Consider the following 23165-nt stretch of genomic DNA (forward strand, 5'->3'; position numbering starts at 1 on the left):
GGCCTACACGTCCCGTAGGCCCGGTAAGCGCAGCGCCACCGGGCAATTATAGCTGCTCGCCGTTGCTCGCAATCACCTGCTTATACCAGTCGAAGGACTTTTTCTTGCTGCGGTTCAGCGTGCCGTTCCCTTCGTTGTCTTTATCTACAAAGATAAAGCCGTAGCGTTTTTTCATTTCACCGGTGCCGGCAGACACAAGGTCGATACAGCCCCACGGGGTGTAGCCCATCAGGTCTACACCATCTTCCACCACCGCTTTTTTCATCTCGCGGATGTGCGCAGAAAGGTAATCAATGCGGTACCGATCGTTTACCGTGCCGTCACTCTCCTGCACGTCAATCGCGCCAAAGCCGTTTTCAACAATGAACAGCGGCAGCTGGTAGTGATCCCAGAACCAGTTCAGGGAGTAGCGCAGCCCAACCGGGTCAATCTGCCAGCCCCAGTCGGATTTCTGCACATACGGGTTAGAGACCAGGCTCTTGCTCTCGTCGTAATCAAGCTGCGGGTTGTCCGCCGTCGCCTTGGTGGCAAAGGACATGTAATAGCTGAAGCCGATATAATCAACGCAACCCTGGCGCAGCGCTGCTTTATCCTCGTCGGTAATATCCAGCGCGAACCCGCGACGTTCAAAGTAGTTGAGCAGATGCTGCGGGTACTTACCGCGGACGTGCACGTCGGTAAACCAGTAGCGACGGTGCATCGCATTCATCGCCATCATCATATCGTCCGGCGCGCAGGTCAGCGGATAGATAGGACACATAGCAATCATGCAGCCGATCTGCAGCGACGGATTAATTTCGCGTCCCGCCTTCACCGCCAGGGCGCTGGCCACCAGCTCGTAGTGCGCGGCCTGGAACATGACCGGCTCACGGTCTTCACCCGGCGCATACTTCAACCCGGAGTTGGTGAAAGGCGCAAAATCTTCGTGGAAGTTAGCCTGGTTGTTGATCTCATTGAAGGTCATCCAGTATTTCACTTTATGCTGATAGCGCTGGAAGACCACTTTTGCAAAACGAACGAAAAAGTCGATCAGCTTACGGTTGCGCCAGCCGCCGTATTCCGTCACCAGGTGGAAAGGCATCTCGAAGTGAGAAAGCGTAATAACCGGTTCGATGCCGTACTTCAGGCATTCGTCGAACAGATCGTCATAGAATTTCAGGCCAGCCTCATTAGGCTCCCGCTCGTCGCCTTTCGGGAAGATACGCGTCCAGGCGATGGAGGTACGGAAACATTTGAACCCCATCTCGGCAAAGAGTCTGATGTCTTCTTTATAACGATGGTAGAAATCAATGGCTTCATGGTTAGGGTAATTCTTCCCTTCCAGCACGCCGTTGGTGATTTCACGCGGTACGCCATGCGCACCCGCCGTCATGACGTCAGCAACGCTTACGCCCTTGCCGCCCTCTTTCCAGCCGCCTTCCAGCTGATGCGCTGCAACGGCACCACCCCACAGAAAATCTGCTTTAAATCCTGACATTCGCTTTCCCTCATTCTGCGTTATTTTCTGCAAAAACAATTACAGAAACCGGTTTCAGTTCGATGATGTGCAAAGGGGTTATCCGTTGCAAGCAGATCGCCGAAACCGGTTTCATTTTCGTGAACAGAGTCAAGTTTGTTGCCCCGCAAAGGCCAGAGAGAAAAAAAGATCCCTGCACCGAGAATAGGCTCGCAAACGTTTGCCTGGGCTGTTAGAATTGCGCCGATTTTTCTTACTAGCTATGCAATCGCGTGGGGACTTGAGCCGTGACCAACAAAACTTCTCTCAGCTACAAAGATGCCGGTGTTGATATTGACGCAGGTAATGCGCTGGTTGACCGAATCAAAGGTGTGGTGAAAAAAACCCGCCGCCCGGAAGTGATGGGTGGTCTGGGTGGATTCGGCGCACTGTGCGCGCTGCCGCAAAAATATCGTGAACCTGTTCTGGTCTCGGGAACTGACGGCGTAGGCACCAAACTGCGCCTGGCGATGGATTTAAAACGTCACGACACGATCGGTATCGATCTGGTTGCGATGTGCGTGAATGACCTGGTGGTTCAGGGTGCAGAACCCCTGTTCTTCCTCGATTACTACGCGACCGGCAAACTGGATGTGGATACCGCAGCCAGCGTCATTAACGGTATCGCCGAAGGCTGTCTGCAGTCCGGCTGCGCGCTGGTGGGCGGTGAAACCGCGGAAATGCCTGGCATGTATCACGGCGAAGATTATGACGTCGCAGGCTTCTGCGTCGGTGTAGTAGAAAAATCAGAAATTATCGACGGCAGCAAAGTGGCTGATGGTGATGTGCTGATTGCGCTGGCTTCCAGCGGCCCACACTCCAACGGCTACTCTCTGGTGCGTAAAATTCTCGAAGTCAGCGGTTGCGACCCACAAACCACTGAGCTTGAAGGTAAACCGCTGGCTGACCATCTGCTGGCCCCGACCCGCATCTACGTGAAAAACGTGCTGGAGCTTATCGAGAACGTTGACGTTCACGCCATTGCCCACCTGACCGGCGGCGGCTTCTGGGAAAACATTCCGCGCGTCCTGCCGGATAACACCCAGGCGGTGATCGACGAATCCTCATGGCAGTGGCCGGCAGTCTTTAACTGGCTGCAGACCGCAGGCAACGTGAGTTCTCACGAAATGTACCGCACCTTTAACTGCGGCGTGGGCATGGTTATCGCCCTGCCAGCAAGCGAAGCCGATAAAGCGGTTAAGCTGTTGACCGAGAAAGGTGAAAACGCGTGGAAAATCGGTACGATTAAAGCCTCCGATTCCGCAGAGCGTGTGGTCATTGAATGAAAAACATCGTGGTGCTCATTTCCGGCAACGGAAGTAATTTGCAGGCCATCATAGACGCCTGTAAACAGAAGAAAATTAACGGCACCATTCGGGCAGTATTCAGCAACAAGGCCGACGCGTTCGGCCTTGAGCGCGCGCGGCAAGAGAACATTCCCGCACACGCGCTGGAAGCCAGCCAGTTCACCGGGCGTGAAGCCTTCGACCGCGAACTGGTTCACGAGATTGATGCCTATGCACCGGACGTGGTCGTACTGGCGGGCTATATGCGTATTCTGAGCCCGGCGTTTGTCGAACACTTCGCCGGGCGACTGCTGAATATCCACCCTTCCCTGCTGCCAAAATATCCCGGCCTGCACACCCACCGTCAGGTGCTGGAAAATGGCGATGAGGAGCACGGTACCTCTGTGCATTTCGTCACCGACGAACTGGACGGTGGCCCGGTGATCCTGCAGGCGAAAGTCCCGGTCTTTGATGGCGACAACGAAGACGACGTGACCGAGCGCGTGCAAACCCAGGAACACGCCATCTACCCGCTGGTGGTCAGCTGGTTTGTTGACGGGCGTCTTGAAATGCGCGACGGTGCAGCCTGGCTGGACGGCGTTAAGCTTCCGCCTCAGGGTTATGCGGCCGAAGAGTAGTTAGTTATGTCGGGTGGCGCTACGCTTACCCGACTTATTGCATTACCCGATATTGCCTCCCCCAACTCTCTAAAATCCCCAATAAAAAAAATAACTGTCATACTTTTCTGGCACTGTTGGACATATCGTGGAAATGCTCGCCATAATAAGGACGAGACGGATTTACCACGTCCTGTGATTGAACTGGAGTGTGAGCTGTAATGGGTCAGGAAAAGTTATATATCGAGAAAGAGCTAAGCTGGTTAGCATTTAACGAACGTGTACTCCAGGAAGCGGCCGACAAAAGTAACCCGCTGATCGAACGCATGCGTTTTTTGGGCATTTATTCCAACAACCTGGATGAGTTCTACAAGGTTCGCTTTGCCGAGCTGAAAAGACGGATCATCATCAGCGAAGAACAGGGCTTAAATTCTCACTCGCGTCATCTGCTGGGTAAAATCCAGTCCCGCGTGTTGAAAGCCGATCAGGAGTTTGACGGCCTGTATAACGAACTGCTGCTGGAGATGGCACGCAATCAAATCTTCCTGATTAACGAACGTCAGCTTTCCGTTAACCAACAAAACTGGCTGCGCCACTACTTCAAACATTATCTCCGCCAGCACATTACCCCGATTCTGATTAACCGCGAAACCGACCTGGTGCAGTTCCTGAAGGATGACTACACCTATCTGGCCGTGGAAATTATTCGCGGTGAGTCCATCAGCTACGCGCTGCTGGAGATCCCGTCTGACAAGGTGCCGCGCTTTGTGAACCTGCCGCCGGAAACCCCGCGCAGACGCAAGCCAATGATCCTGCTGGATAACATCCTGCGTTACTGTCTGGACGACATCTTCAAAGGCTTCTTCGACTACGATGCGCTAAACGCCTACTCGATGAAGATGACCCGTGACGCCGAATACGACCTGGTCCACGAGATGGAAGCCAGCCTGATGGAGCTGATGTCCTCCAGCCTGAAACAGCGCCTGACGGCCGAGCCGGTCCGCTTTGTTTACCAGCGCGATATGCCGGACGCCATGGTGGAGATGCTGCGCGAGAAACTGACCATTTCGCGCTATGACTCCATCGTACCCGGTGGCCGTTACCACAACTTTAAAGACTTTATTGGCTTCCCGAACGTTGGCAAAGCCAACCTGGTGAACAAGCCGCTGCCGCGCCTGCGCCATCTCTGGTTTGATAAATTCCGCAACGGGTTTGACGCCATTCGCGAACGTGACGTCCTGCTCTACTATCCGTACCACACGTTTGAACACGTGCTTGAACTGCTGCGTCAGGCCTCTTTCGACCCGAGCGTGCTGGCGATCAAAATCAACATCTACCGCGTGGCAAAAGATTCCCGCATCATCGACGCGATGATCCATGCGGCGCACAACGGCAAAAAAGTGACCGTGGTAGTAGAACTGCAGGCACGTTTCGATGAAGAAGCCAACATTCACTGGGCGCGCCGCCTGACGGAAGCGGGTGTGCACGTCATCTTCTCCGCGCCTGGGCTGAAAATTCACGCCAAGCTGTTCCTGATCTCCCGTAAAGAGGGCGAAGACGTGGTGCGTTATGCCCACATCGGAACCGGGAACTTCAACGAGAAAACGGCGCGGATTTACACCGACTACTCGCTGCTCACCGCCGACGCCCGCATCACTAACGAAGTGCGCCGTGTATTTAACTTTATTGAGAACCCGTACCGCCCGGTGAGCTTTGACTATCTGCTGGTCTCGCCGCAGAACTCGCGCCGCCTGCTGTACGATATGATCGATAAAGAGATCGCCAATGCCCAGAAAGGTTTGTCATCTGGCATCACGCTGAAGCTTAACAACCTGGTCGATAAAGGTCTGGTGGACCGTCTGTATGCGGCGTCCAGCTCCGGCGTGCCGGTTAACCTGCTGATCCGCGGCATGTGCTCGCTGATCCCGGAACTGGAAGGCATCAGCGACAATATTCGCGTTATCAGCATTGTTGATCGCTACCTGGAACACGATCGGGTCTATATTTTCGATAATGCGGGTGATAAACAGGTCTATCTCTCTTCGGCAGACTGGATGACGCGCAATATTGACTATCGAATTGAAGTCGCGACCCCGCTGCTGGATCCGCGTCTGAAACAGCGTATCCTCGACATTATCGAGATCCTGTTCAGCGATACGGTGAAAGCGCGCTATATCGACAAAGAACTCAGTAACCGCTATGTACCGCGCGGCAATCGTCGTAAAGTGCGGTCGCAACTGGCGATTTACGACTATATCAAATCACTCGAGCAACCCGATTAACCTATGCCGATAAATGATAAGACCCCACGCCCGCAGGAATTCGCCGCGGTCGATCTTGGCTCTAACAGTTTCCACATGGTCATCGCCCGTGAGGTGGATGGCGCGCTGCAGATCATCGGTCGTCTGAAGCAGCGCGTACACCTGGCGGATGGTCTTGATGAACGCAGCATGCTGAGCGAAGAGGCGATGGAGCGCGGCTTAAACTGCCTGTCCCTGTTTGCTGAGCGCCTGCAGGGCTTCTCGCCTTCCAGCGTTTGCATTGTGGGGACTCACACGCTGCGCCAGGCGCTGAACGCCCCGGAGTTCCTCAAGCGAGCCGAAAAAGTGATCCCCTACCCGATTGAGATCATCTCCGGTAACGAGGAAGCGCGTCTGATTTTCATGGGTGTTGAGCACACCCAGCCGGAAAAAGGGCGCAAGCTGGTTATCGACATTGGCGGGGGTTCTACGGAACTGGTGATCGGCGAAGACTTTGAGCCGCGTCTGGTGGAAAGCCGCCGTATGGGCTGCGTCAGCTTCGCGCAGATGTATTTCCCGGGCGGCGCCATCACCCGTGAAAACTTCCAGCGGGCGCGTATGGCCGCAGTCCAGAAGCTGGAAAATCTGGCCTGGCAGTACCGTATTCAGGGCTGGAACGTGGCGCTTGGCGCGTCGGGTACCATCAAGGCGGCGCATGAAGTCCTGCTGGCAATGGGTGAAAAAGACGGGTTTATCACGCCTGAACGCCTGACCCTGCTGACCGAAGAAGTGCTGAAGCATAAAAGTTTTGACGCCCTAAGCCTGCCGGGTCTTTCTGACGAACGTAAGGCGGTATTTGTACCGGGTCTGGCTATCCTCTGCGGCGTGTTTGATGCGCTTGCCATTAAGGAGCTGCGTCTCTCCGACGGTGCGCTGCGTGAAGGCGTGCTGTATGAGATGGAAGGCCGCTTCCGCCATCAGGACATTCGCAGCCGCACCGCGCAAAGCCTGGCCAACCAGTACAACATCGACCGCGAGCAGGCGAAGCGCGTGCTGGAAACAACGGTCCAGATGTACGAACAGTGGGAAGAACAGAATCCTAAGCTCGCGCACCCGCAGCTTGCCGCCCTGCTGAAATGGGCCGCGATGCTGCATGAGGTGGGGCTGAACATTAATCACAGCGGAATGCACCGCCATTCGGCCTATATTCTGCAAAACAGCGATCTGCCTGGCTTTAACCAGGAGCAGCAAACCATGATGGCGACGCTGGTGCGTTATCACCGCAAGGCCATCAAGCTCGACGATCTGCCGCGCTTCACGCTGTTCAAGAAGAAGCAGTTCCTGCCACTCATCCAGCTGCTGCGTCTGGGCGTGCTGCTCAATAACCAGCGTCAGGCCACCACGACGCCGCCGACGCTGAAGCTGACAACCGACGATCACCACTGGACGCTGAGCTTCCCGCACGACTGGTTCAGCCAGAACGCGCTGGTCCTGCTGGATCTGGAAAAAGAGCAGCAGTACTGGGAAGCGGTCACCGGCTGGATGCTCAAAATCAAGGAAGAGAGCGCCGACGTCGCCGCATGATGACTCAGGCGTCCGCGGTGGACGCCTCAGTTTCCGCCAGTGACTCAAGTGCAACCGGCTTGCCAATCAGATAACCCTGCACATAATCAATGCCTAGCGCGTGAACCGCGCTACGTATCTCTTCGGTCTCGACATACTCCGCCACCACCAGCATCTTCTTCATGCGTGCCAGATGGCAGATAGACGCCACAATCTGATAGTCCAGACTGTTGTTGACGATATTACGGATGAAGCTGCCGTCAATCTTGAGAATGTCGGCATCCACGCTTTTCAGCCGCGCATAGCTCGCATAACCGGTACCGAAATCATCAATCGCAATGCGTACCCCCATTTTCTGCAACTGCCTGAGGATGTGTAGCGCCTGTTCCGCGTTGCAGAAGGTGCTGCACTCCGTCACTTCAAAGATCAGCTGCCACGGCTCGATGGCATAGTGGGTCAGCAGACGACTCACCTCGAGCGGGAACTGCACCCGACACACCGTTGAAGGGGCCAGATTAATGGCAAAGCGCTGGCCGGGCAGTTTCTCGCGGTGCGCTGCAAGGAAGCGCAGCGTGTGGTCCAGTACCCACAAATCCACCCGCGAAGAGAGTCCAAACTCCTGGGCAACGGGCAGGAATTGTTCAGGCGAGATTAACAGCCCGTTTGCATCGGTCATGCGCAGCAGCACTTCGTGATAGCTGTCCCCCCGCAGGCCGCGCACGGGCTGAACCAGCAGCGTGAATTCGTTGTTATCCAGCGCACGCTGCAGGCGACTCATCACCGCGACTTTATCCTTCAGGCTACGCTGCAGGTGGACGGCACCACGTTGCTGAAGGTTTTCCGGGTGGTTAGAGGAGAGCGACAGGTCAGCCACTACCCCCAGCTCGCCCAGCACCAGATAGAGGTGGTTGACGGGCGAACGTACATAGCAGTAGCTCACGCCCACCTGCGGCTGCAACGGTATGCCATCCCAGATAAAGCGGAACTGTTTGATATGTTCGTCCAGAGTTTCAATCCGCTGCTGGTGCGATTCCGCGTTAAGGCGAATCGCCAGGTCACAGCCCGTGAGGTGATAAACCTTTTCGTTGGACTGGAGCCTGGCATTAATCCATTGTGCCAGCCGCTGTTTGTACTGAATGCGCAGCAACACGCCATAGTTACGCCCCAGAATCTCCAGCTCAGGAATACGCACTAAACAGAGCGCCGACCACGGGTTTTTCGCCAGATCGCGCGACAGCGCCCGCAGGTTAGGCATATGCATAACCGGGTCGAGTAACGCCAGCCTGCGGGCACGCTTGTTCACCGCGCGCTGCCGGGTCGCCAGCATCGACATGTAAATCACCACGAACGAAAAGACCAGGTAACTGGAAGAGGTGATCGCCAGCTGAATGTCGTATCCCTGGTTCATTGGGATATAGCGGTAAAAATAGTGGATAGACACCAGCAGTATCGGCGTCCAGATAAGCGAAATCAGCTTATAGCCAAAGCGCATCGCCCCCCAGAGCATCACCGGCATCAGCAACGACAGGGTATAGTTGGTGGTGAAAATGGAACTGTTTTCATTCATCGGGAGCAGCAGCAGCGAAATCAGCCCGCCGAGCGCAACAGCCCAAATCAGAAACTCAGCGGGCGTCACTTTTGCGTCTATCTGGCTACGGATCTGCGAGATGAGACTGTTGAGATAACGCGGATGGCGAATCAGGCGGATCAGCAGATAACTTAGCGGCACGCCCGTCAGCCCGCTGACCAGCAGGGCCTGATAGTTAATCAGCGTGCGAATATTAAAAGGGTTCAGCCCCGCCAGGCTCTGACGACTCTCATATATGCCGAGATACACCGCAAACTGGAACAGCACCAGAAACAGCGTCGCAGGGCAGAAGGCCTGCCAGAACATACGCTGCGCCATCAGCCGCACGTCGCCATAGGCCGTCATATTTCGTCTGGGCGCAAAAACCCGATAGCCGCCCCAGCTGAGCACTAACGGGACGATAAAATGGAACACACCGGCGACGGTTTCGAACAGCCCGACCGACGGGTAATAGCGAATAAACAGCGCCAGTACAATACCGGGCAGAGCTTCCAGACCAAAAAACATCATCAGCGAAAGCAAAAAAGAGAGCGGTAAATAATAGAGCGCCGCAATTCCGTCGCCCAGCTGCGTGAACGTATTCGCCACGCTCAGCACGGGCAGTAACCCCACCGGCAAAATAAGCGGCAATGCCCACCAGCGGTTTTTATTGTTTTTAAGAAAAGCGAAAATGTTCATAGATGCCCGGTTAAACCCCTTTTACTCCAGAGGGAAAATAAAGACAGGCATCCAACCTGACCTGACGCCGCCCCGGTGATGTGCAGGGCGAACAATGTGGAGGAGGGATTTTAAATACCAGAGCCGGGAATCCGTTGACTTAAATCAAACTATTTTATGCAAATAAGCCTTACATGCGTTTTTTTTGAAATAATTTTCCTCATATTATCAATATGGTAAATGCAACAATCAATTTCAATAACAATAATTAATGTAAACACTGACGCTTATTTACACATTGCGGAATTGACCCTGTCTTTCCGCTGTGCCTTAATATCCCCATCGCCCAAAAGGGCATGCCCAGGAAAAAGAGAGAGAGTCAGGCCACGCGTATGCGCAAACGACACCGTTTTAACACCCGAATGACCCGCATCATACTGCTCATCAGCTTTCTGTTTTTCTTTGGCCGCTTCGTTTACTCTTCCATTGGCGCCTGGTATCACCATCAGGACAAGATCCAGTCGCAGCAGTCCAGCCTGAACGTCGACGCCGCTGACCGCTAGCCCGCCGGATGGTTTTGCACCAGCCGAATAATTCCTGCTATCCCTTTGCTAAGGATCTTATCCTGCCGCATTACGATAGCCAGCTGTCGCTGCAGCATGGGCGTCAGCGACATCACGCACAGCCCTTCACGGTCAGCCTCATGCGCTACCGCCATTCCTGGAACGATACTGTAGCCCAGCCCCACGCGAACCATACGCTTAATCGCCTCAATGCTGCCAAGCTGCATCACCGGTGCGATCGTTAATCCGCTGGCAGCAAACCAGCCATCAATGAGCGTCCGGGTACTGCTGCCTGACTCAAAGGCGATCAGCGACTGAGCATGGAGCACCTCCGGGGTTAAGTGCCTGAAAGCGTCCTGCTGCGCCTGCGAAGCAATAAAGACAAACTCCTCGTCCATCACCGACATGACGTCCAGCGCTTTGCCGCTGACCGGCAGCGTCACCAGCCCCATATCGAGACGGTTCTCTTCGATAGCCCGGACGATGTCGAGCGTGTTGCCCGTGGTTACGCCCACCCGCAGGAGCGGATAGTCGCGGCGAAGTTGCTCCAGTAACGGCGGCAAAAGATGGATACAGGCCGTCGCCCCCGTGCCAAGCGTAATGGTCCCGCTAACATCGTGTCTGAACGCACCCACGGACTGGAGGGTTTCATCCACCACCTGCTGAATGCGTTCCCCGTGGGCCAGCAGGGCCTCTCCGGCGGCCGTCGCCTTAATGCCTCGCCCGGTACGTTCCACCAGGCGCGTTTGCAAAAACTGCTCCAGCTGACGTACCTGCATGCTGACAGCGGGCTGGGAAATGCCCATCAGATCCGCCGCAGCGGAAAAACTTCCGCGCTGGATCACCAGCCGGAACGTCGCGAGATAGCCCAGATTAAGCGTCGTCATTCAAAGTTTCTCTTATACCGCGCATAAGGTTGCAGACCTGTTTGCACAATACCTCGCTCGCTATGCTGGGGACAACTGCATAACGGAATGAAACAATGGAAACTCCTGCCCTGCCTCGTCGACTCGCCCTCACTGCCGGATGTCATCAACTCATCAACTGGGGGATCTCGTTTTATATGCCCGGTACCTTCGCGCTGGCGATATCAGCCGATCGGGGGTGGTCATCACCACAGATTTACCTCGGCCTGACGCTGGCAATGCTGGTGATGGCGGCGGCTTCCCCTTTCGTCGCCCACCTGCTGGCACACTTTGGCGGCCAGAGGGTGGTGATGAGTGGCACGTTGCTGATCGCCGCAGGCTGCGCGGGTATGGCATATACCCAGACGTTATTTGGTTGGTATTGCGTCTGGCTGATCACCGGCATCGGGATGCGCCTGTCGCTGTACGATGCGCTGTTCGCCGCGCTGGTGAACCTCTACGGTCAGCAGGCGCGAAGAACAATCTCACGCGTCACGCTGGCGGGCGGGCTGGCATCCGCCGTCTTCTGGCCGCTGGGTGATGGCCTGCTCCACCTTATGAGCTGGCAAGAGGCGCTAAGGGTTTATGCCCTCTTTGGCCTGCTGAGCGCGGCGCTGATCCGCTCGCTTCCCCGGCAGCGGCTAACGGTGACGACAAAGGTCACCGCGCCACCTCTGCGCAACGAACGACGAAACGGCTGGCTTTATGCAGCCTTCATCGCCCTTTTCACCTTTGTCTCCAGCGGTACGTCTACCCATCTGCCGGAGTTTATCGCCAGCTTCGGCCTGCCGGTCACGATTGGCATCCTGTGGGGGATAGGCCAGACGGGGGCTCGCTCGCTGGAGGTGCTGGCGGGTGCCCGCTTAACGCCGTTCAAACTGTCCCTTTTCACCGCCCTTGCCATGCCGCTCTGCTTTCTGATTGGGCTAAGCAGCACCCGGTTTGCCTGGTGTGCCGCCGGGTTTGTGCTGGGTTTCGGTGCCATCAACGGGCTAATGACGATAGTCAAAGCGAACCTGCCGCTGGAGCTGTTTAGCGTGGAGAGCTATGCCCGCCGCACCGGTATGCTGCTTATTCCTGGCCAGCTCACAGCAGCGGCTTCACCGTTTGCCTGTGCATGGTTAAACAAAACGCTGGGGATAGCCGGAACAATGTGGGTATCAACGGGGCTGACGCTGGTGATTGCCGGGCTGGCGATGGCGATTGTGCGCCGTCCCGGCAGGCAAACTGTAACGCACTGTATCCAGCGCACCACGCAGACAAACGGGTACAAAACACCGCCTCAGGCAAATATCACCGATACATAAAAATGGTTTTCTTTCCCTGTCGTCATTCATAACCGGAGGAGAGAGACCGATGATTCGTCGATATGTACTTTTACCCGTACTCGCCCTGGCATCTGTAGCGCATGTCCAGGCCACACCGCTGGGCAACCTCAGCGCCGCCGATGTTAATGGCCCAGCCGCCGTTGCGCCGTTGGCACAGCCGCAGCCGCCCGCAAAGCTGATAGTCGATCCACCGCTTGCCGGGCCGCTAAGCAAAGGCGCGGTGTTTATTCAGTACCGGGCCGAAAACCTGCGCATTGAACCTGTATTTGGGCCCGACGCGCTGAAAGTCACACCTCGCATCGGCCACATCCACGTCGTGGTAGATGACGCGCCGTGGCACTGGGCTGACGCCAGCGGAGAGCCGGTGATTCTGGTGGGTCTGCCCGCCGGTAAGCACAAGGTGACGATTATTCTGGCCGATCCGACGCATAAGCCCCTCGATCACAAAACCCTCGAATTCACCGTGCCGCCCCACGCGGCGATCCACCATTTTTAAGGAGCCTGAAGATGAAAGCACTGTCTGTACTGACAGCAGGCCTGCTGGCGCTTTCGGCCAGCGCTTTTGCGGAAAATAAAACCAGCGTCGTGCTGGTACATGGCGCGTTTGCCGACGGCAGCAGCTGGAATAAGGTGATTACCCGGCTGCAAAAACACCATACCGAGGTTATCGCCGTTCAGCTCCCGCTTACGTCGCTAAAAGATGACGTTGCGGCCACCCAGCGCGCCATCGCCCGTGCTAAGGGGGACGTCGTGCTGGTCGGTCACTCCTGGGGTGGCACCGTGATTAGCGAAGCGGGCAACGATGCACGGGTTAAATCGCTGGTTTACGTGGCGGCGTTCGCGCCGGATTCCGGCCAGTCGACGGCAGAGCTGGCGAATACCTTCCCGGCCCCGCCCGGAAGTGCAGGCATCGCTAAAACGGCTGACGGCGACTTATACCTGCCGACCAAAGCCGTCAGGAAGGATTTCGCACCGGATGTGAAACCGGCTGAACAACTGACCATCGCCGCCACGCAGGGGCCAATTAAAGCCGATGCATTTGGCGAAAAGGTCACTCACGCCGCGTGGCACAATAAGCCGAGCTGGTATGTGGTGAGTGAGAATGACCGGATGATTAACCCCGCGCTTGAGCGCACTATGGCGAAGACGATCCACGCGAAAACCACCGGGGTCGCGGCGAGTCACGTGTCGATGGTGAGCCAGCCAGAGGCCATCGCCCGAACGATTGAGCAGGCGTTAGAAGCAAGGTAAGCGTTTCACAGGCCGGGTAAGCGCAGCGCCACCCGGCAAAAAACCCGCTTCAGTGCTTGCCTGTAGCGGGATAATCCTGATTAATCCACGCGTGGTCCTCTTCCCAGGTAAACATCCATTTGCGTACCGGGCCGGCCATCACGTTGAGGTAATAGCTATCGTACCCGGCCATCGTCGCCACCGGGTGATATCCCTTCGGCACCATGACCACATCACGGTCGTAGACCGCCATGCACTCGTCCAGCGTTCTGTCGTCGGTGTAGACGCGCTGCATGCAAAACCCCTGCTGCGGATTAAGACGATGGTAGTAGGTCTCCTCCAGGTACGTCTCCTGCGGCGGGTTATCCGTGTCGTGCTTGTGGCTCGGGTAGGAACTGGTACACCCTTCGTTGGTCCAGACCTCCACTACCAGCAGGCTGTCGGCAGATTTACCTTCCGGCAGAATGTTATGCACATAGCGCTGGTTGTGCCCCTTGCCGCGCGCCTCGCCGTCGATGTCCTGCGGCGCAATCAGCCGCGTCGGGTATGTGCCTTTGCCCGGTGCAGCGCAGACGGCCAGCTCCAGCGTCGTCAGCGCCTTTATCTGCACCGTCTCCTGCGGGGTGACGTACACCGCCCACGGCTTAATGCGCTCAAACGGGCTCATCCGCTCACCAATATCGTTAAACTGCGCGGAGGGCGTGCTGATGGAGGCGCGTCCGGCGACCAGCACCAGGCAGCGCTCTTCGTTGATGGCGGGCAGCGTCAGCACCTGCCCCTCCTGCAATTCATATGCCTCAAAACCGACATATCCCCAACCCGCACTTTCCGGCGTAACGGACTGGGTGCGCCCCTCAGCATTCGGCTGTTGCCAGCGTGATAACAGACGTGACATGTCACCTCCTCAGATAAGCCCGGCGTCGTGCGCCAGGCGGCTCAGGTTGTTATACCCCAGACGGGCATAGGTCAGCGGATGGGCAATCGCCGGATCCTGCTCCGCCTCGACCACCAGCCAGCCGTGATAATCCTGCGCTTTCAGCAGCCGCATGATCGGCGGGTAATCGACGCATCCGTCACCCGGTACGGTAAATACGCCGCTTAACACCGCATCGAGGAAGCTGGTTTTGCGGTTTTTAACGTCCGCCAGCACGTCGGCACGCACGTCTTTGCAGTGAACGTGGTTGATGCGCGACGCCCAGCGCTGCGCCACCGCCAGCGGGTCGGCTCCGGCAAAGGTCAGATGGCCGGTATCCAGCAGTAAACCCACTTCCACACCGGTGTGGGTCATCAGGTTGTCCACGTCGTCGGCGGATTCAATCACCGTGCCCATATGATGATGGTAGGCAATCTGCACCCCCTGCTGCTGCGTATAGCGGGCAAATTCGCTGAGCTTCTCCCCGTACTCCTTCCAGCGTTCCTGCGGGAAGCGCGGGCGCAGATGCACCGGGGTCTGCTGCTCGCCGTGAATACAGCCGCTCACTTCCGCAAAGACCAGCACCTTCGCCCCCAGCTCGCGCAACAGCGTCAGGTGGGGCTGCACGGCGGCGATCTCCTCCTCCACGCTGCGCTCCAGCAGGCGGCCAGAGTACCAGCCGGAGACCAGCTTCAGGTCGTGGCGCTGTAAAATCGGGCCGAGCAGGCGCGCCTCGCGCGGGAATTTATTGCCCAGTTCGAAACCGGCAAAACCGGCCTCTTTGCCTTCGCTCAGGCAGGTCTCCAGCGACGTCTCCGCGCCGAGGGAAGGCAGATCGTCGTTCGTCCACGTCAGCGGGTTAATGCCCAGTTGTACACTCATTGTCTTCTCCATTATGCGTGTCCGCGCTCGCGCCACCAGGCGATAAGCTGCAGGTAGTTGTCCCGGATGCGCGCCACCAGCTGCGCATCGTCAATATCGTGTTTCAGCCACGCGCGGGAGGCGTCGCCAAACAGCGTGCGCCCCACGGCGAAGCCTTTAACCAGCGTCTGCCCTGCGGCGGCTTTGAAGTCGGCACGCAGCTGCTCTGCCGGGGCATCCAGACCGAGGATCACCACCCCGCGGCAGTGCGGGTCCCGACGTTCGATAATCTCGTTCAGTGCCGTCCAGCCGCTGGCTGAGAGCGGCGGCAGTTTCCACCAGTCAGGGTAAATCCCCAGGTTGTAGAAACGGGAGATGGCGCGCAGGTAGAGCGCGTCACTGCGCGGCATGCTGGCGGGCAATATCACCTCCAGCAGCAGTTCATGCCCGGACTGGCAGCAGGCGTGGTACACCTCGGCGATTTTCTGCTCCTGCTCAAGGCGCAGGCCGTGGGCATCTTCCGGATGGAAAAAGACCAGACATTTCACCACGTGCTCCTGCGGCCAGCTGATGAGCTGGGTGCCGATGTTACCGTGCTCCATCTCCAGCGGCCGGGAGCCCGGCAGCTCGATGGGACGACCAATCCACCACCCTTCCCCGGTAATGGCGTTTAGCGCATCCTGACCAAAGGTGCCGTCGCACAGCAGACCGGCTTTACCCTCCAGCCCGGCGCGGTTTGCCGCCTCGCGGCTGGCCTGGAGGATCAGCTGCTTCAGTGCCGGAATGCGCCCGATCGACGCACCGCACTGCAGCGCCATCTCTTCCAGCTGGCTGCGATGGTCGAAAGCCATCACGCACAGCTCCGGCCATTCGCGGCGGCGGGTCGTCACCCGGTGGAGATGGTTAAGACGCGGGTCAAGATCCGGGCGCGGAACACGTGCGGCGCGGGAAAGATAATCATCCAGCTCTGTTTTGCTCGGCATCGCCGGAGCGCAGCCGTGGCGGGAGACCACCAGCGCACCGCAGGCATTGGCATAGCGGCACGCCTGCTCCCAGCCTTCGTCGTTCAGGTAACCGCGCAGCAGGCCGGACATAAACGCGTCCCCTGCGCCGAGGACATTCAGCACCTCGACGCGCACGCCGGTCACCGTCAGGCCGTCGTCCAGACGAGGCGGAATGGCATCGGTATAGACCGAACAGCCCAGCGCGCCGCGTTTGCAGACCAGCGTAGCCTGACTCACGCCACGCACCTGCGCCAGCGCCTGCAAGGTATCGGTGCTGCCGCCCGCAATGTGGAACTCCTCCTCGGTGCCGACAATCACGTCGAAGAGGTGCAGCACCTCCTGCAGCTCGCGGGTGACCTTATCGGCGGCGATAAAGCGCGTTTCCCCGTCACCTAAGGAGGTCAGCCCCCACAGCACCGGACGGTAGTCGATATCCAGCACCGTGCGCACGCCGTGGCGGCGGGCATAGCCCAGCGCCGTCAGCACCGCCTCGCGGGTCTGGGGATGAGAAAGGTGAGTTCCGGTGATGGCAAGACACCGTGCGGAGGCAATGTAACTTTCGTCCACATCGCTGGCGGTAATCGCCATATCCGCGCAGTTATCGCGATAAAAAATCAGAGGAAAAGTGTCCCGGTCTTTAATGCCGAGCAGCACCAGCGCCGTGAGGCGTTCTTTGTCGGTAATCAGATGGCTGGTATCGCAGCCCACCTGGTTTAACTCTTCCCGCAGGAAGCGGCCCATATGTTCATCGCCGACGCGCGCCAGCATCGACGAGCGTAACCCCTGTCGCGCGGTGCCGTACGCCACGTTGCCGGACGACCCGCCAAGATATTTGGCGAAGCTCGACACATCTTCCAGACGGGCGCCAATTTGCTGACTGTAGAGGTCTACCGCCACGCGGCCCATGCATATCACATCAAACTGCTTTTCCACGTTGAACCCTCTTCAGACAATGTCGTTCACGTTCAGCCAGCGGCCTTCCAGGTGTGAGAGTGCTATCGCGTCCAGCACGCGAGACACCTTCCAGCCCTCTTCGAAGTCCGGCCACATCGGCGCGTCGGCGGCAATCCCGTCCACCAGGTCACGCACCTCCACCGTTTTTTGATCGTTAAAGCCAATCCCATGGCCTGCACCCATGCAGAACGCACCGTAGTCCGGGTGAGCCGGGCCGACGAGCAGCGTGCGGAACCCCTGACGGTTCACCGGGTCGTCATGCAGATAGAGCTTCAGCTCGGCCATGCGCTCCTGAGTGAAACTGATGGCACCTTTCGTCCCGGTGATGACATACGACAGCCCCATCTTGCGGCCGCAGGCGACGCGGGAGGTTTCAATGACGCCCTGCGCCCCGCCCGCAAAACGCACCATCGCGTGGGCCTGATCCTCGTTTTCGACGGCAATCATCTCTGTCGAACCCGCCTTCGCCGGACGTGCCGGGACCACGATCTTCAGGTCGCCGCAGACCTGCTCGATATCTCCCACCAGGTACTGGGCCATATTGACGATATGCGCCGCGAGGTCGCCCAGCGCCCCCAGGCCTGCGGTCTCTTTGAAGCAGTGCCAGTGAATGGGCGAGAGCGGGTCGGCCATATAGTCTTCGTTGTGAGTGCCGTAGAAGTGGATCACCTCGCCAATCTCGCCGCGCGCGATAATCTCCTTCGCCAGCTGCGCGGTCGGGTTTTTCATGTAGTTGAACCCCACCAGCGTTTTCACCCCTGCCCGCTTTGCGGCGTCGACCATTTCACGCGCGTCATGGGCGTTGAGCGCCAGCGGCTTTTCGGAGTAGACGTGTTTGCCGTGACGGATCGCCTCCAGCGCCATCTCTTTATGCAGATGGTTGGGAGAGCAAATATCCACCACGTCAATGGCCGGGTCGGCCACCAGCGCCCGCCAGTCCCCGGTGGAGCGGTTGAAGCCAAACGCCTGCGCCCGCGCTGCCGCCAGTTCCGGCGTAACTTCCGCCACCATCTCGCGCACCAGCCTGCCGCGCAGGTTGAACACCGTCGGGGCCTGGGCATAGGCGATGGCGTGCGCCTTGCCGATATACCCGGTGCCAATCAATCCAATACGAACCTCTTTCATCATGATCCTCACAGTGCGCCGCGACGGCTCTTGGCGTAGGTGTCAAACGCCACCGCCAGAACGATAATTAATCCGGTGATAATTTGCTGGTAGTAGGCTGAGACGTTCATCAGCACCAGGCCGTTAATCAGAATGCCCATGATGATGGAGCCGATAATGGTGCCGCCAATACGCCCGTAACCGCCCATCAGCGAGGTACCGCCGATCACCACCGAGGCGATGACGCGCAGCTCAAAGGAGATCCCGGCTACCGCCTCGGCGCTTCCGAGACGCGCGCTCAGAATGAAGCCCGCCAGCCCCGCCAGACAGCCAATCAGCACGTAGACGCTGACCAGCACGCGCTTGACGTTCACCCCCGCCAGACGTGCCGCCTCCGGGTTTCCGCCAATGGCGTAGACGAAACGGCCCCAGCGGGTTTTATGCAGCGCCAGATACCCCCCGAGGGCGACGAGGGCGAATATCCAGATGGGAATGGAGATGCCGAGCAACTCCCCGCGCCCCCACCAGCGGTAACCCGGGTCGAAACCGGCAATCGGCGCGCCGTCGTTAATCACCAGCGTCAGGCCACGCCAGATGGTCATCCCGCCGAGGGTGACAATAAACGGCGGCAGGCGCAGGCGCGTGACGCCCAGACCATGCAGGAAGCCAATTGCCGTGCCCATCGCCAGACAAATCCCCAGCCCAATCAGCCAGCTCATGCCACCCCAGGCGTTCGGGTCGACGGTGGTGAAGTTGTCGCCCTTGATCACGTACGCCGCAGTCATGGCGCACACCGCCAGAATGGAGCCGACGGAGAGATCGATCCCGGCGGTCAGGATGACGAAAGTCATCCCCACGGCCATGATCCCGTAGATGGAGACTTCGGTTAAAATGTTGAAAATATTGCGTTCAGAGAAAAAGTTGCTGTTCTGCGACTGGAAGAAGATCAGCAGCAGGATCATGAAAATCAGCACCCCGAATCGCTCGAAGAAGGCGATGGGATCGATGCGTCCGGCGCGTTTGACCGGGGCCTGCGTTTTAGAAATCATCTGCGTCATGAGAAACTCCGTTATGCCGCGTTCAGGGCGTTGTGGTTGATGGCCATCATCGTCATCAGCCGTTCTTCGTTAGCGTCGTCACCGTGGATCTCGCCGGTCACCCGCCCTTCACTGAGGGTGATGATCCGGTCAGATACCGCCATCACTTCAGGCAGATCGGAGGAGATCACGATCACCGCCACGCCCTTTTTCGCCATCTCAAACAGCACCTGGTGCACTTCCGATTTGGTGCCCACGTCGATACCGCGCGTCGGCTCATCGACAATCAGCACGCGAGGATTGAGCGCCATGCAGCGCGCGAGGATCACCTTTTGCTGGTTACCGCCGGATAGCTTGCGTACCTCCTGCGCGCTGTTGACCATTTTGATCTGCAGCGCCTGGCGGTAGGACTCAATCAGATCGTCCTCTTTGCGGGTATTCACGAACCAGCGCCACTGCAGCAGCGAGGAGAGGCAGGAGAGCGACAGGTTGTCGCGAATCGACAGCCCCAGCACCGCCCCCTCTTTTTTACGGTCTTCCGGTACCAGCGCCACGCCCTGATCGAGGGCGTAGAGCGGGTCGCGCGGCTGGTACGGCACGCCGTCCAGCTCAAAGCTGCCGGAGGTAAAGGCATCTGCGCCGAACAGACAGCGCGCCACTTCGGTACGCCCCGCACCCACCAGGCCAGCAATCCCTAACACTTCCCCGGCGTGGACGTGGAAGCTGATGTCGTGCAGGGCAATGCCGTGGGGATCGAGCGGCGGCTTCTCGCGGCTCAGCCCCTTCACCGCCAGGCGGACGGGTTTGTCTTCATGATGCGTTTCGCTGGCCGGACGACGATTAAAGGCCACGTCGCGCCCGACCATCAGGCGGATCAGCTGCTCAACGTTGGTTTCCGCCACCGCACCGGTACCGGTGAAACGGCCGTCCTGGAAAACGGTGAAGCGGTCGCAGAGCTGGAAAACTTCATGCAGACGGTGGGTAACGTAAATAATGCTCACCCCGCGGTTTTTCAGCTCACGCACCACGCGGTGCAGGCTTTCCACCTCGCTGTCGCTCAGCGCGGCAGAAGGTTCATCCATGATAATCAGCCTGGCGTTGAGGGTCAGCGCCCGGGCAATCTCCACCATCTGCTGCTGGGCGACGCTCAGGCGGGCCACCGGCGTGGTTGGCGCAACGTTCAGCTGCAGGTAATCGAGAATGACCTGCGCCTCCTGGTTAACCGCTTTTTCGTCGACGATCAGGTTACGTTTGCGCGGTTCGCGCCCGAGAAACATGTTTTCCGCGACGGTCATATTGGGCAGCAGGTTAAATTCCTGATAGATGGTGATAATGCCCTTGTTTTGCCGCTCAACAGGGGAATCATCCACCGGCAGCATTTCGCCGTTAAACCAGATATCCCCCCGGGTTTGCGGCTGCGCGCCCGCGAGCGCCTTCAGCAGCGTGGATTTTCCCGCTCCGTTTTCCCCCAGCAGGGCATGGATCTCCCCCGCGCCGACGGTCAGCTGAGCGCTGCTCAGCGCCCAGACGCCGGAAAAACTTTTGGCCAGGTCGGTCACTTTCAGTAAGGGTTGCGACATCGGTCTGCTCCTCCTTTAGAGTGCGCCGCCGCTCGCGCGGCGGCTGCGGATACGTCAGTTACCGGCCTCACCGATACGTTCAGCCTGCTGCAGATTCTCTTTGGTGATCAGCGTCGGCGGGTAGTCGGCCCCGGTGATGGCTTTCTTCTCGCGCACGTTGGCCACCAGCTGGCTCATCGCCGTCTGCACCGCAAAGCCCGGACGCTGATCCGCCGTTACCGCCAGCCAGCCGTCGCGCACGCGGGCCAGCGCTTCCGGTACCGCATCAAAACCGGTGACCAGAATTTCGCCCGGCTTGACGCCCTGGCTCTGCAGCGCTTCAATCGCGCCCAGCGCCATATCGTCGTTAGCGGAGAGGATCACCTGCGGGCGTTTCGGCAGAGAAGGCAGAACGCTTTCCACGATGCGCATCCCTTCCGAACGCATCCAGTTTCCGGTCTGATCGGCGACGATCTTGTACTTATCCCCACCCGCCTTCAGGCTGTCGCGGATCCCTTTGGTGCGTTCAATATTGGAGGAGGAGCCCGGCTGACCGGTCAGCAGAATAATCTCCGCCCCGTCGGGGAATTTGGTTTTCACGAAGTCGCCAATCGCCTGGCCGCCTTTGTAGTTGTTAGCCCCGAAGTGCGGCACTTTTTTCTGGCTGTCGACGGAGCGGTCAAGGGTCACCACCGGCAGCTTCGCATCCTGAATTTCATCTACCGCGCTGGAGACGGCGTTTACGTCATTCGGGGAGACGATAAAGCCCTGCGCCCCACGGGTGATGGCATTTTCCAGGTCAGCCACCTGTTTCGGTGAACTGCCCTGCCCGTCCAGCACCTGAAGCTTCACGCCCATCTCTTTTGCGGCTTTCACCGCCGTGCGCTGCATGTGTACTTCAAACGGCATGGCCAGGTTTGGCGTACTGAAAACAATTTGCTCGTTTTCGGCGAGGGCAGCCCCGGACGTCATGGCGATGAGGGCGGCTACGATCAGTTTTTTCATTATTATGTCTCTCTGTGTAGGGTGGTTGTGTTTAGAGGACGATCTCGCGCTGGCTACGCAGCGACTCCAGCGCTTTATCCGCGAGGTACAGCGCACGTTCACCATCATCACCGCTGCAGTCAGGCACCGCTTCGCCGCGCAGGACCGCAACAAAGTGTTCCCATTCCGCGGCGTAAGCGGATTTGTAGCGCTGCAGGAAGAAGTGTTCCGGCAGCGCGCTGGTGCAGCCCTGTTTGCCGTAGTGCTGCACCTGGTTTTCCAGAATATTGCCCGCGCACAGCAGCCCTTCGGAGCCGTGCAGCTCCAGGCGCTGGTCGTATCCGTAAGATGAGCGGCGGCTGTTGACGATGGTCGCCATCGCGCCGGAGGCATATTTCAGAACGATAAATGCGGTGTCGATATCCCCCGCCTCGCCAATCGCCGGATCGACCAGGTTACTGCCCTGGGCATAGACCGACACCGGCTCTTCGCCCATGATGAAGCGCGCCATATCAAAGTCGTGAATGGTCATATCGCGGAACATGCCGCCAGAGACGCGCACGTACTCTGCAGGCGGCGGAGACGGGTCGCGGGAGATAATCAGCAGCGATTCCGGCTTGCCGATGCGCCCGGCCTGGGCGTCGGTTTTCACCCGGCGGAACTGCGGGTCAAAGCGGCGGTTAAAGCCGATAAACAGCGGCACATCGTACTCTTTGACCACTTTCAGGCAGTCGCGCACGCGGGCAAGGTCGAGGTGTACCGGCTTTTCGCAAAAGATGGCTTTGCCATGGCGGGCGGCCATTTCAATCAGATCGGCGTGGGTGTCGGTCGCGGAGGCAATCAGCACGGCGTGAACGTTAGGGTCGGTCATCGCTTCATCCAGGCTCTGCTGACGGGCCTGATACTGCGTGGCGAGACGGGTGGCAAATTCCTGATTCGGGTCAACCACGGACCAGAGCGTGGTCGCGCCGTGGCTGGCAATGTTAGCTGCATGTACCTGGCCAATTCGGCCAGCGCCCAGTAAAGCAATGTTAAACATAACGGCTCCCGGTGTTGGTGAATGCTGTGAACTAACGACCCTATAAATAAAACATTTATTTCATTTTTATAAATAGTGAAAATTATGTTTTTGAGTGCAGGTTAACACTTTTGAGATGAATGAGATAAATTTTGTTATCAATCTCACAACATAGGAGAACAGCCATTTCCCCCTCACCCCAGCCCTCTCCCTCAGGGAGAGGGAGTAAAAACCGCACCGATTCGTCCCCTCTATGTTC

At 58.0% G+C, this 23165-nt stretch carries 19 protein-coding genes; 8 read left to right on the forward strand and 11 right to left on the reverse strand.

Going from position 1 to position 23165, the window contains the following annotated elements; all coding sequences use genetic code 11:
* Positions 1-46 precede the first annotated feature (46 nt).
* Entirely contained in the window at positions 47-1477 is a 1431-nt protein-coding gene (locus L977_RS21315; RefSeq protein ID WP_014884777.1) for a 6-phospho-beta-glucosidase, read from the reverse strand.
* Between the two features lie 266 nt (positions 1478-1743).
* Here L977_RS21315 and purM point away from each other — a divergent pair, with 266 nt between their 5' ends.
* The 4 genes from purM to ppx all read left to right on the forward strand — a co-directional run bounded on the left by purM (position 1744) and on the right by ppx (position 7222).
* Positions 1744-2781, forward strand: coding sequence for a phosphoribosylformylglycinamidine cyclo-ligase (purM, locus tag L977_RS21320; RefSeq protein WP_045268324.1), 1038 nt, complete (start codon positions 1744-1746; stop codon positions 2779-2781).
* On the forward strand, positions 2778-3419 hold the full coding sequence (purN, locus tag L977_RS21325) for a phosphoribosylglycinamide formyltransferase (protein WP_045268325.1): 642 nt from the start codon (positions 2778-2780) through the stop codon (positions 3417-3419). Before purM ends, purN begins: the two co-directional genes overlap by 4 nt.
* A gap of 200 nt (positions 3420-3619) precedes the next feature.
* On the forward strand, positions 3620-5680 hold the full coding sequence (gene ppk1 / locus L977_RS21330) for a polyphosphate kinase 1 (RefSeq protein WP_014884780.1): 2061 nt from the start codon (positions 3620-3622) through the stop codon (positions 5678-5680).
* A gap of 3 nt (positions 5681-5683) precedes the next feature.
* On the forward strand, positions 5684-7222 hold the full coding sequence (ppx, locus tag L977_RS21335) for an exopolyphosphatase (RefSeq protein ID WP_014884781.1): 1539 nt from the start codon (positions 5684-5686) through the stop codon (positions 7220-7222).
* Between the two features lie 4 nt (positions 7223-7226).
* On the opposite strand, the gene L977_RS21340 is transcribed toward ppx, so the two are convergent.
* The gene (locus tag L977_RS21340) at positions 7227-9467 is read right to left on the reverse strand and encodes an EAL domain-containing protein (RefSeq protein ID WP_045281134.1); all 2241 of its coding nucleotides are present in this window, start codon (positions 9465-9467) and stop codon (positions 7227-7229) included.
* Between the two features lie 371 nt (positions 9468-9838).
* Here L977_RS21340 and L977_RS24135 point away from each other — a divergent pair, with 371 nt between their 5' ends.
* Complete coding sequence (locus L977_RS24135; protein WP_023337595.1) at positions 9839-10009, forward strand: YfgG family protein; 171 nt, start codon at positions 9839-9841, stop codon at positions 10007-10009.
* Here L977_RS24135 and L977_RS21350 read toward each other — a convergent pair.
* Complete coding sequence (locus tag L977_RS21350; protein WP_047626885.1) at positions 10006-10896, reverse strand: LysR family transcriptional regulator; 891 nt, start codon at positions 10894-10896, stop codon at positions 10006-10008. The two genes, L977_RS24135 and L977_RS21350, sit on opposite strands and share 4 nt — an antisense overlap.
* 95 nt (positions 10897-10991) lie before the next feature.
* Here L977_RS21350 and L977_RS21355 point away from each other — a divergent pair, with 95 nt between their 5' ends.
* From L977_RS21355 to L977_RS21365, 3 genes are read left to right on the forward strand one after another with little or no spacing between them, the layout of a single operon-like run.
* Entirely contained in the window at positions 10992-12221 is a 1230-nt protein-coding gene (locus L977_RS21355) for an MFS transporter (protein WP_047626886.1), read from the forward strand.
* A gap of 49 nt (positions 12222-12270) precedes the next feature.
* Entirely contained in the window at positions 12271-12738 is a 468-nt protein-coding gene (locus tag L977_RS21360; RefSeq protein ID WP_045268329.1) for a DUF6130 family protein, read from the forward strand.
* Positions 12739-12749: 11 nt separating this feature from the next.
* Positions 12750-13493 (forward strand): alpha/beta fold hydrolase, encoded by a 744-nt coding sequence (locus L977_RS21365; protein ID WP_047626887.1) that lies wholly within the window; start codon positions 12750-12752, stop codon positions 13491-13493.
* A 49-nt stretch (positions 13494-13542) separates the two neighbouring features.
* Here L977_RS21365 and iolB read toward each other — a convergent pair whose 3' ends face one another.
* From iolB to iolG, 8 genes are read right to left on the reverse strand one after another with little or no spacing between them, the layout of a single operon-like run.
* Complete coding sequence (iolB, locus tag L977_RS21370; RefSeq protein WP_047626888.1) at positions 13543-14367, reverse strand: 5-deoxy-glucuronate isomerase; 825 nt, start codon at positions 14365-14367, stop codon at positions 13543-13545.
* Positions 14368-14376: 9 nt separating this feature from the next.
* Positions 14377-15267: a myo-inosose-2 dehydratase gene (gene iolE / locus L977_RS21375; RefSeq protein ID WP_047626889.1), complete on the reverse strand. Its 891-nt coding sequence runs from the start codon at positions 15265-15267 to the stop codon at positions 14377-14379.
* 11 nt (positions 15268-15278) lie between these two features.
* The gene (locus tag L977_RS21380; RefSeq protein ID WP_023331065.1) at positions 15279-17183 is read right to left on the reverse strand and encodes a bifunctional 5-dehydro-2-deoxygluconokinase/5-dehydro-2-deoxyphosphogluconate aldolase; all 1905 of its coding nucleotides are present in this window, start codon (positions 17181-17183) and stop codon (positions 15279-15281) included.
* A gap of 12 nt (positions 17184-17195) precedes the next feature.
* On the reverse strand, positions 17196-18329 hold the full coding sequence (locus L977_RS21385; protein WP_047626890.1) for a Gfo/Idh/MocA family protein: 1134 nt from the start codon (positions 18327-18329) through the stop codon (positions 17196-17198).
* Positions 18330-18337: 8 nt separating this feature from the next.
* Positions 18338-19366 carry an ABC transporter permease gene (locus L977_RS21390; protein ID WP_014884792.1) on the reverse strand — a complete coding sequence of 343 codons (1029 nt, stop codon included), beginning with the start codon at positions 19364-19366 and terminating at the stop codon, positions 18338-18340.
* An 11-nt stretch (positions 19367-19377) separates the two neighbouring features.
* The gene (locus tag L977_RS21395) at positions 19378-20925 is read right to left on the reverse strand and encodes a sugar ABC transporter ATP-binding protein (protein WP_014884793.1); all 1548 of its coding nucleotides are present in this window, start codon (positions 20923-20925) and stop codon (positions 19378-19380) included.
* Between the two features lie 54 nt (positions 20926-20979).
* Positions 20980-21909 (reverse strand): sugar ABC transporter substrate-binding protein, encoded by a 930-nt coding sequence (locus tag L977_RS21400; protein ID WP_008502118.1) that lies wholly within the window; start codon positions 21907-21909, stop codon positions 20980-20982.
* Positions 21910-21940: 31 nt separating this feature from the next.
* A complete protein-coding gene (iolG, locus tag L977_RS21405; protein ID WP_023294280.1) occupies positions 21941-22927 on the reverse strand; it encodes an inositol 2-dehydrogenase in 987 nt (328 codons plus the stop codon).
* Between the last annotated feature and the right edge of the window lie 238 nt (positions 22928-23165).

The sequence above is a fragment of the Enterobacter sp. ZOR0014 genome, assembly GCF_000798855.1.
GTDB lineage: Bacteria > Pseudomonadota > Gammaproteobacteria > Enterobacterales > Enterobacteriaceae > Enterobacter > Enterobacter kobei.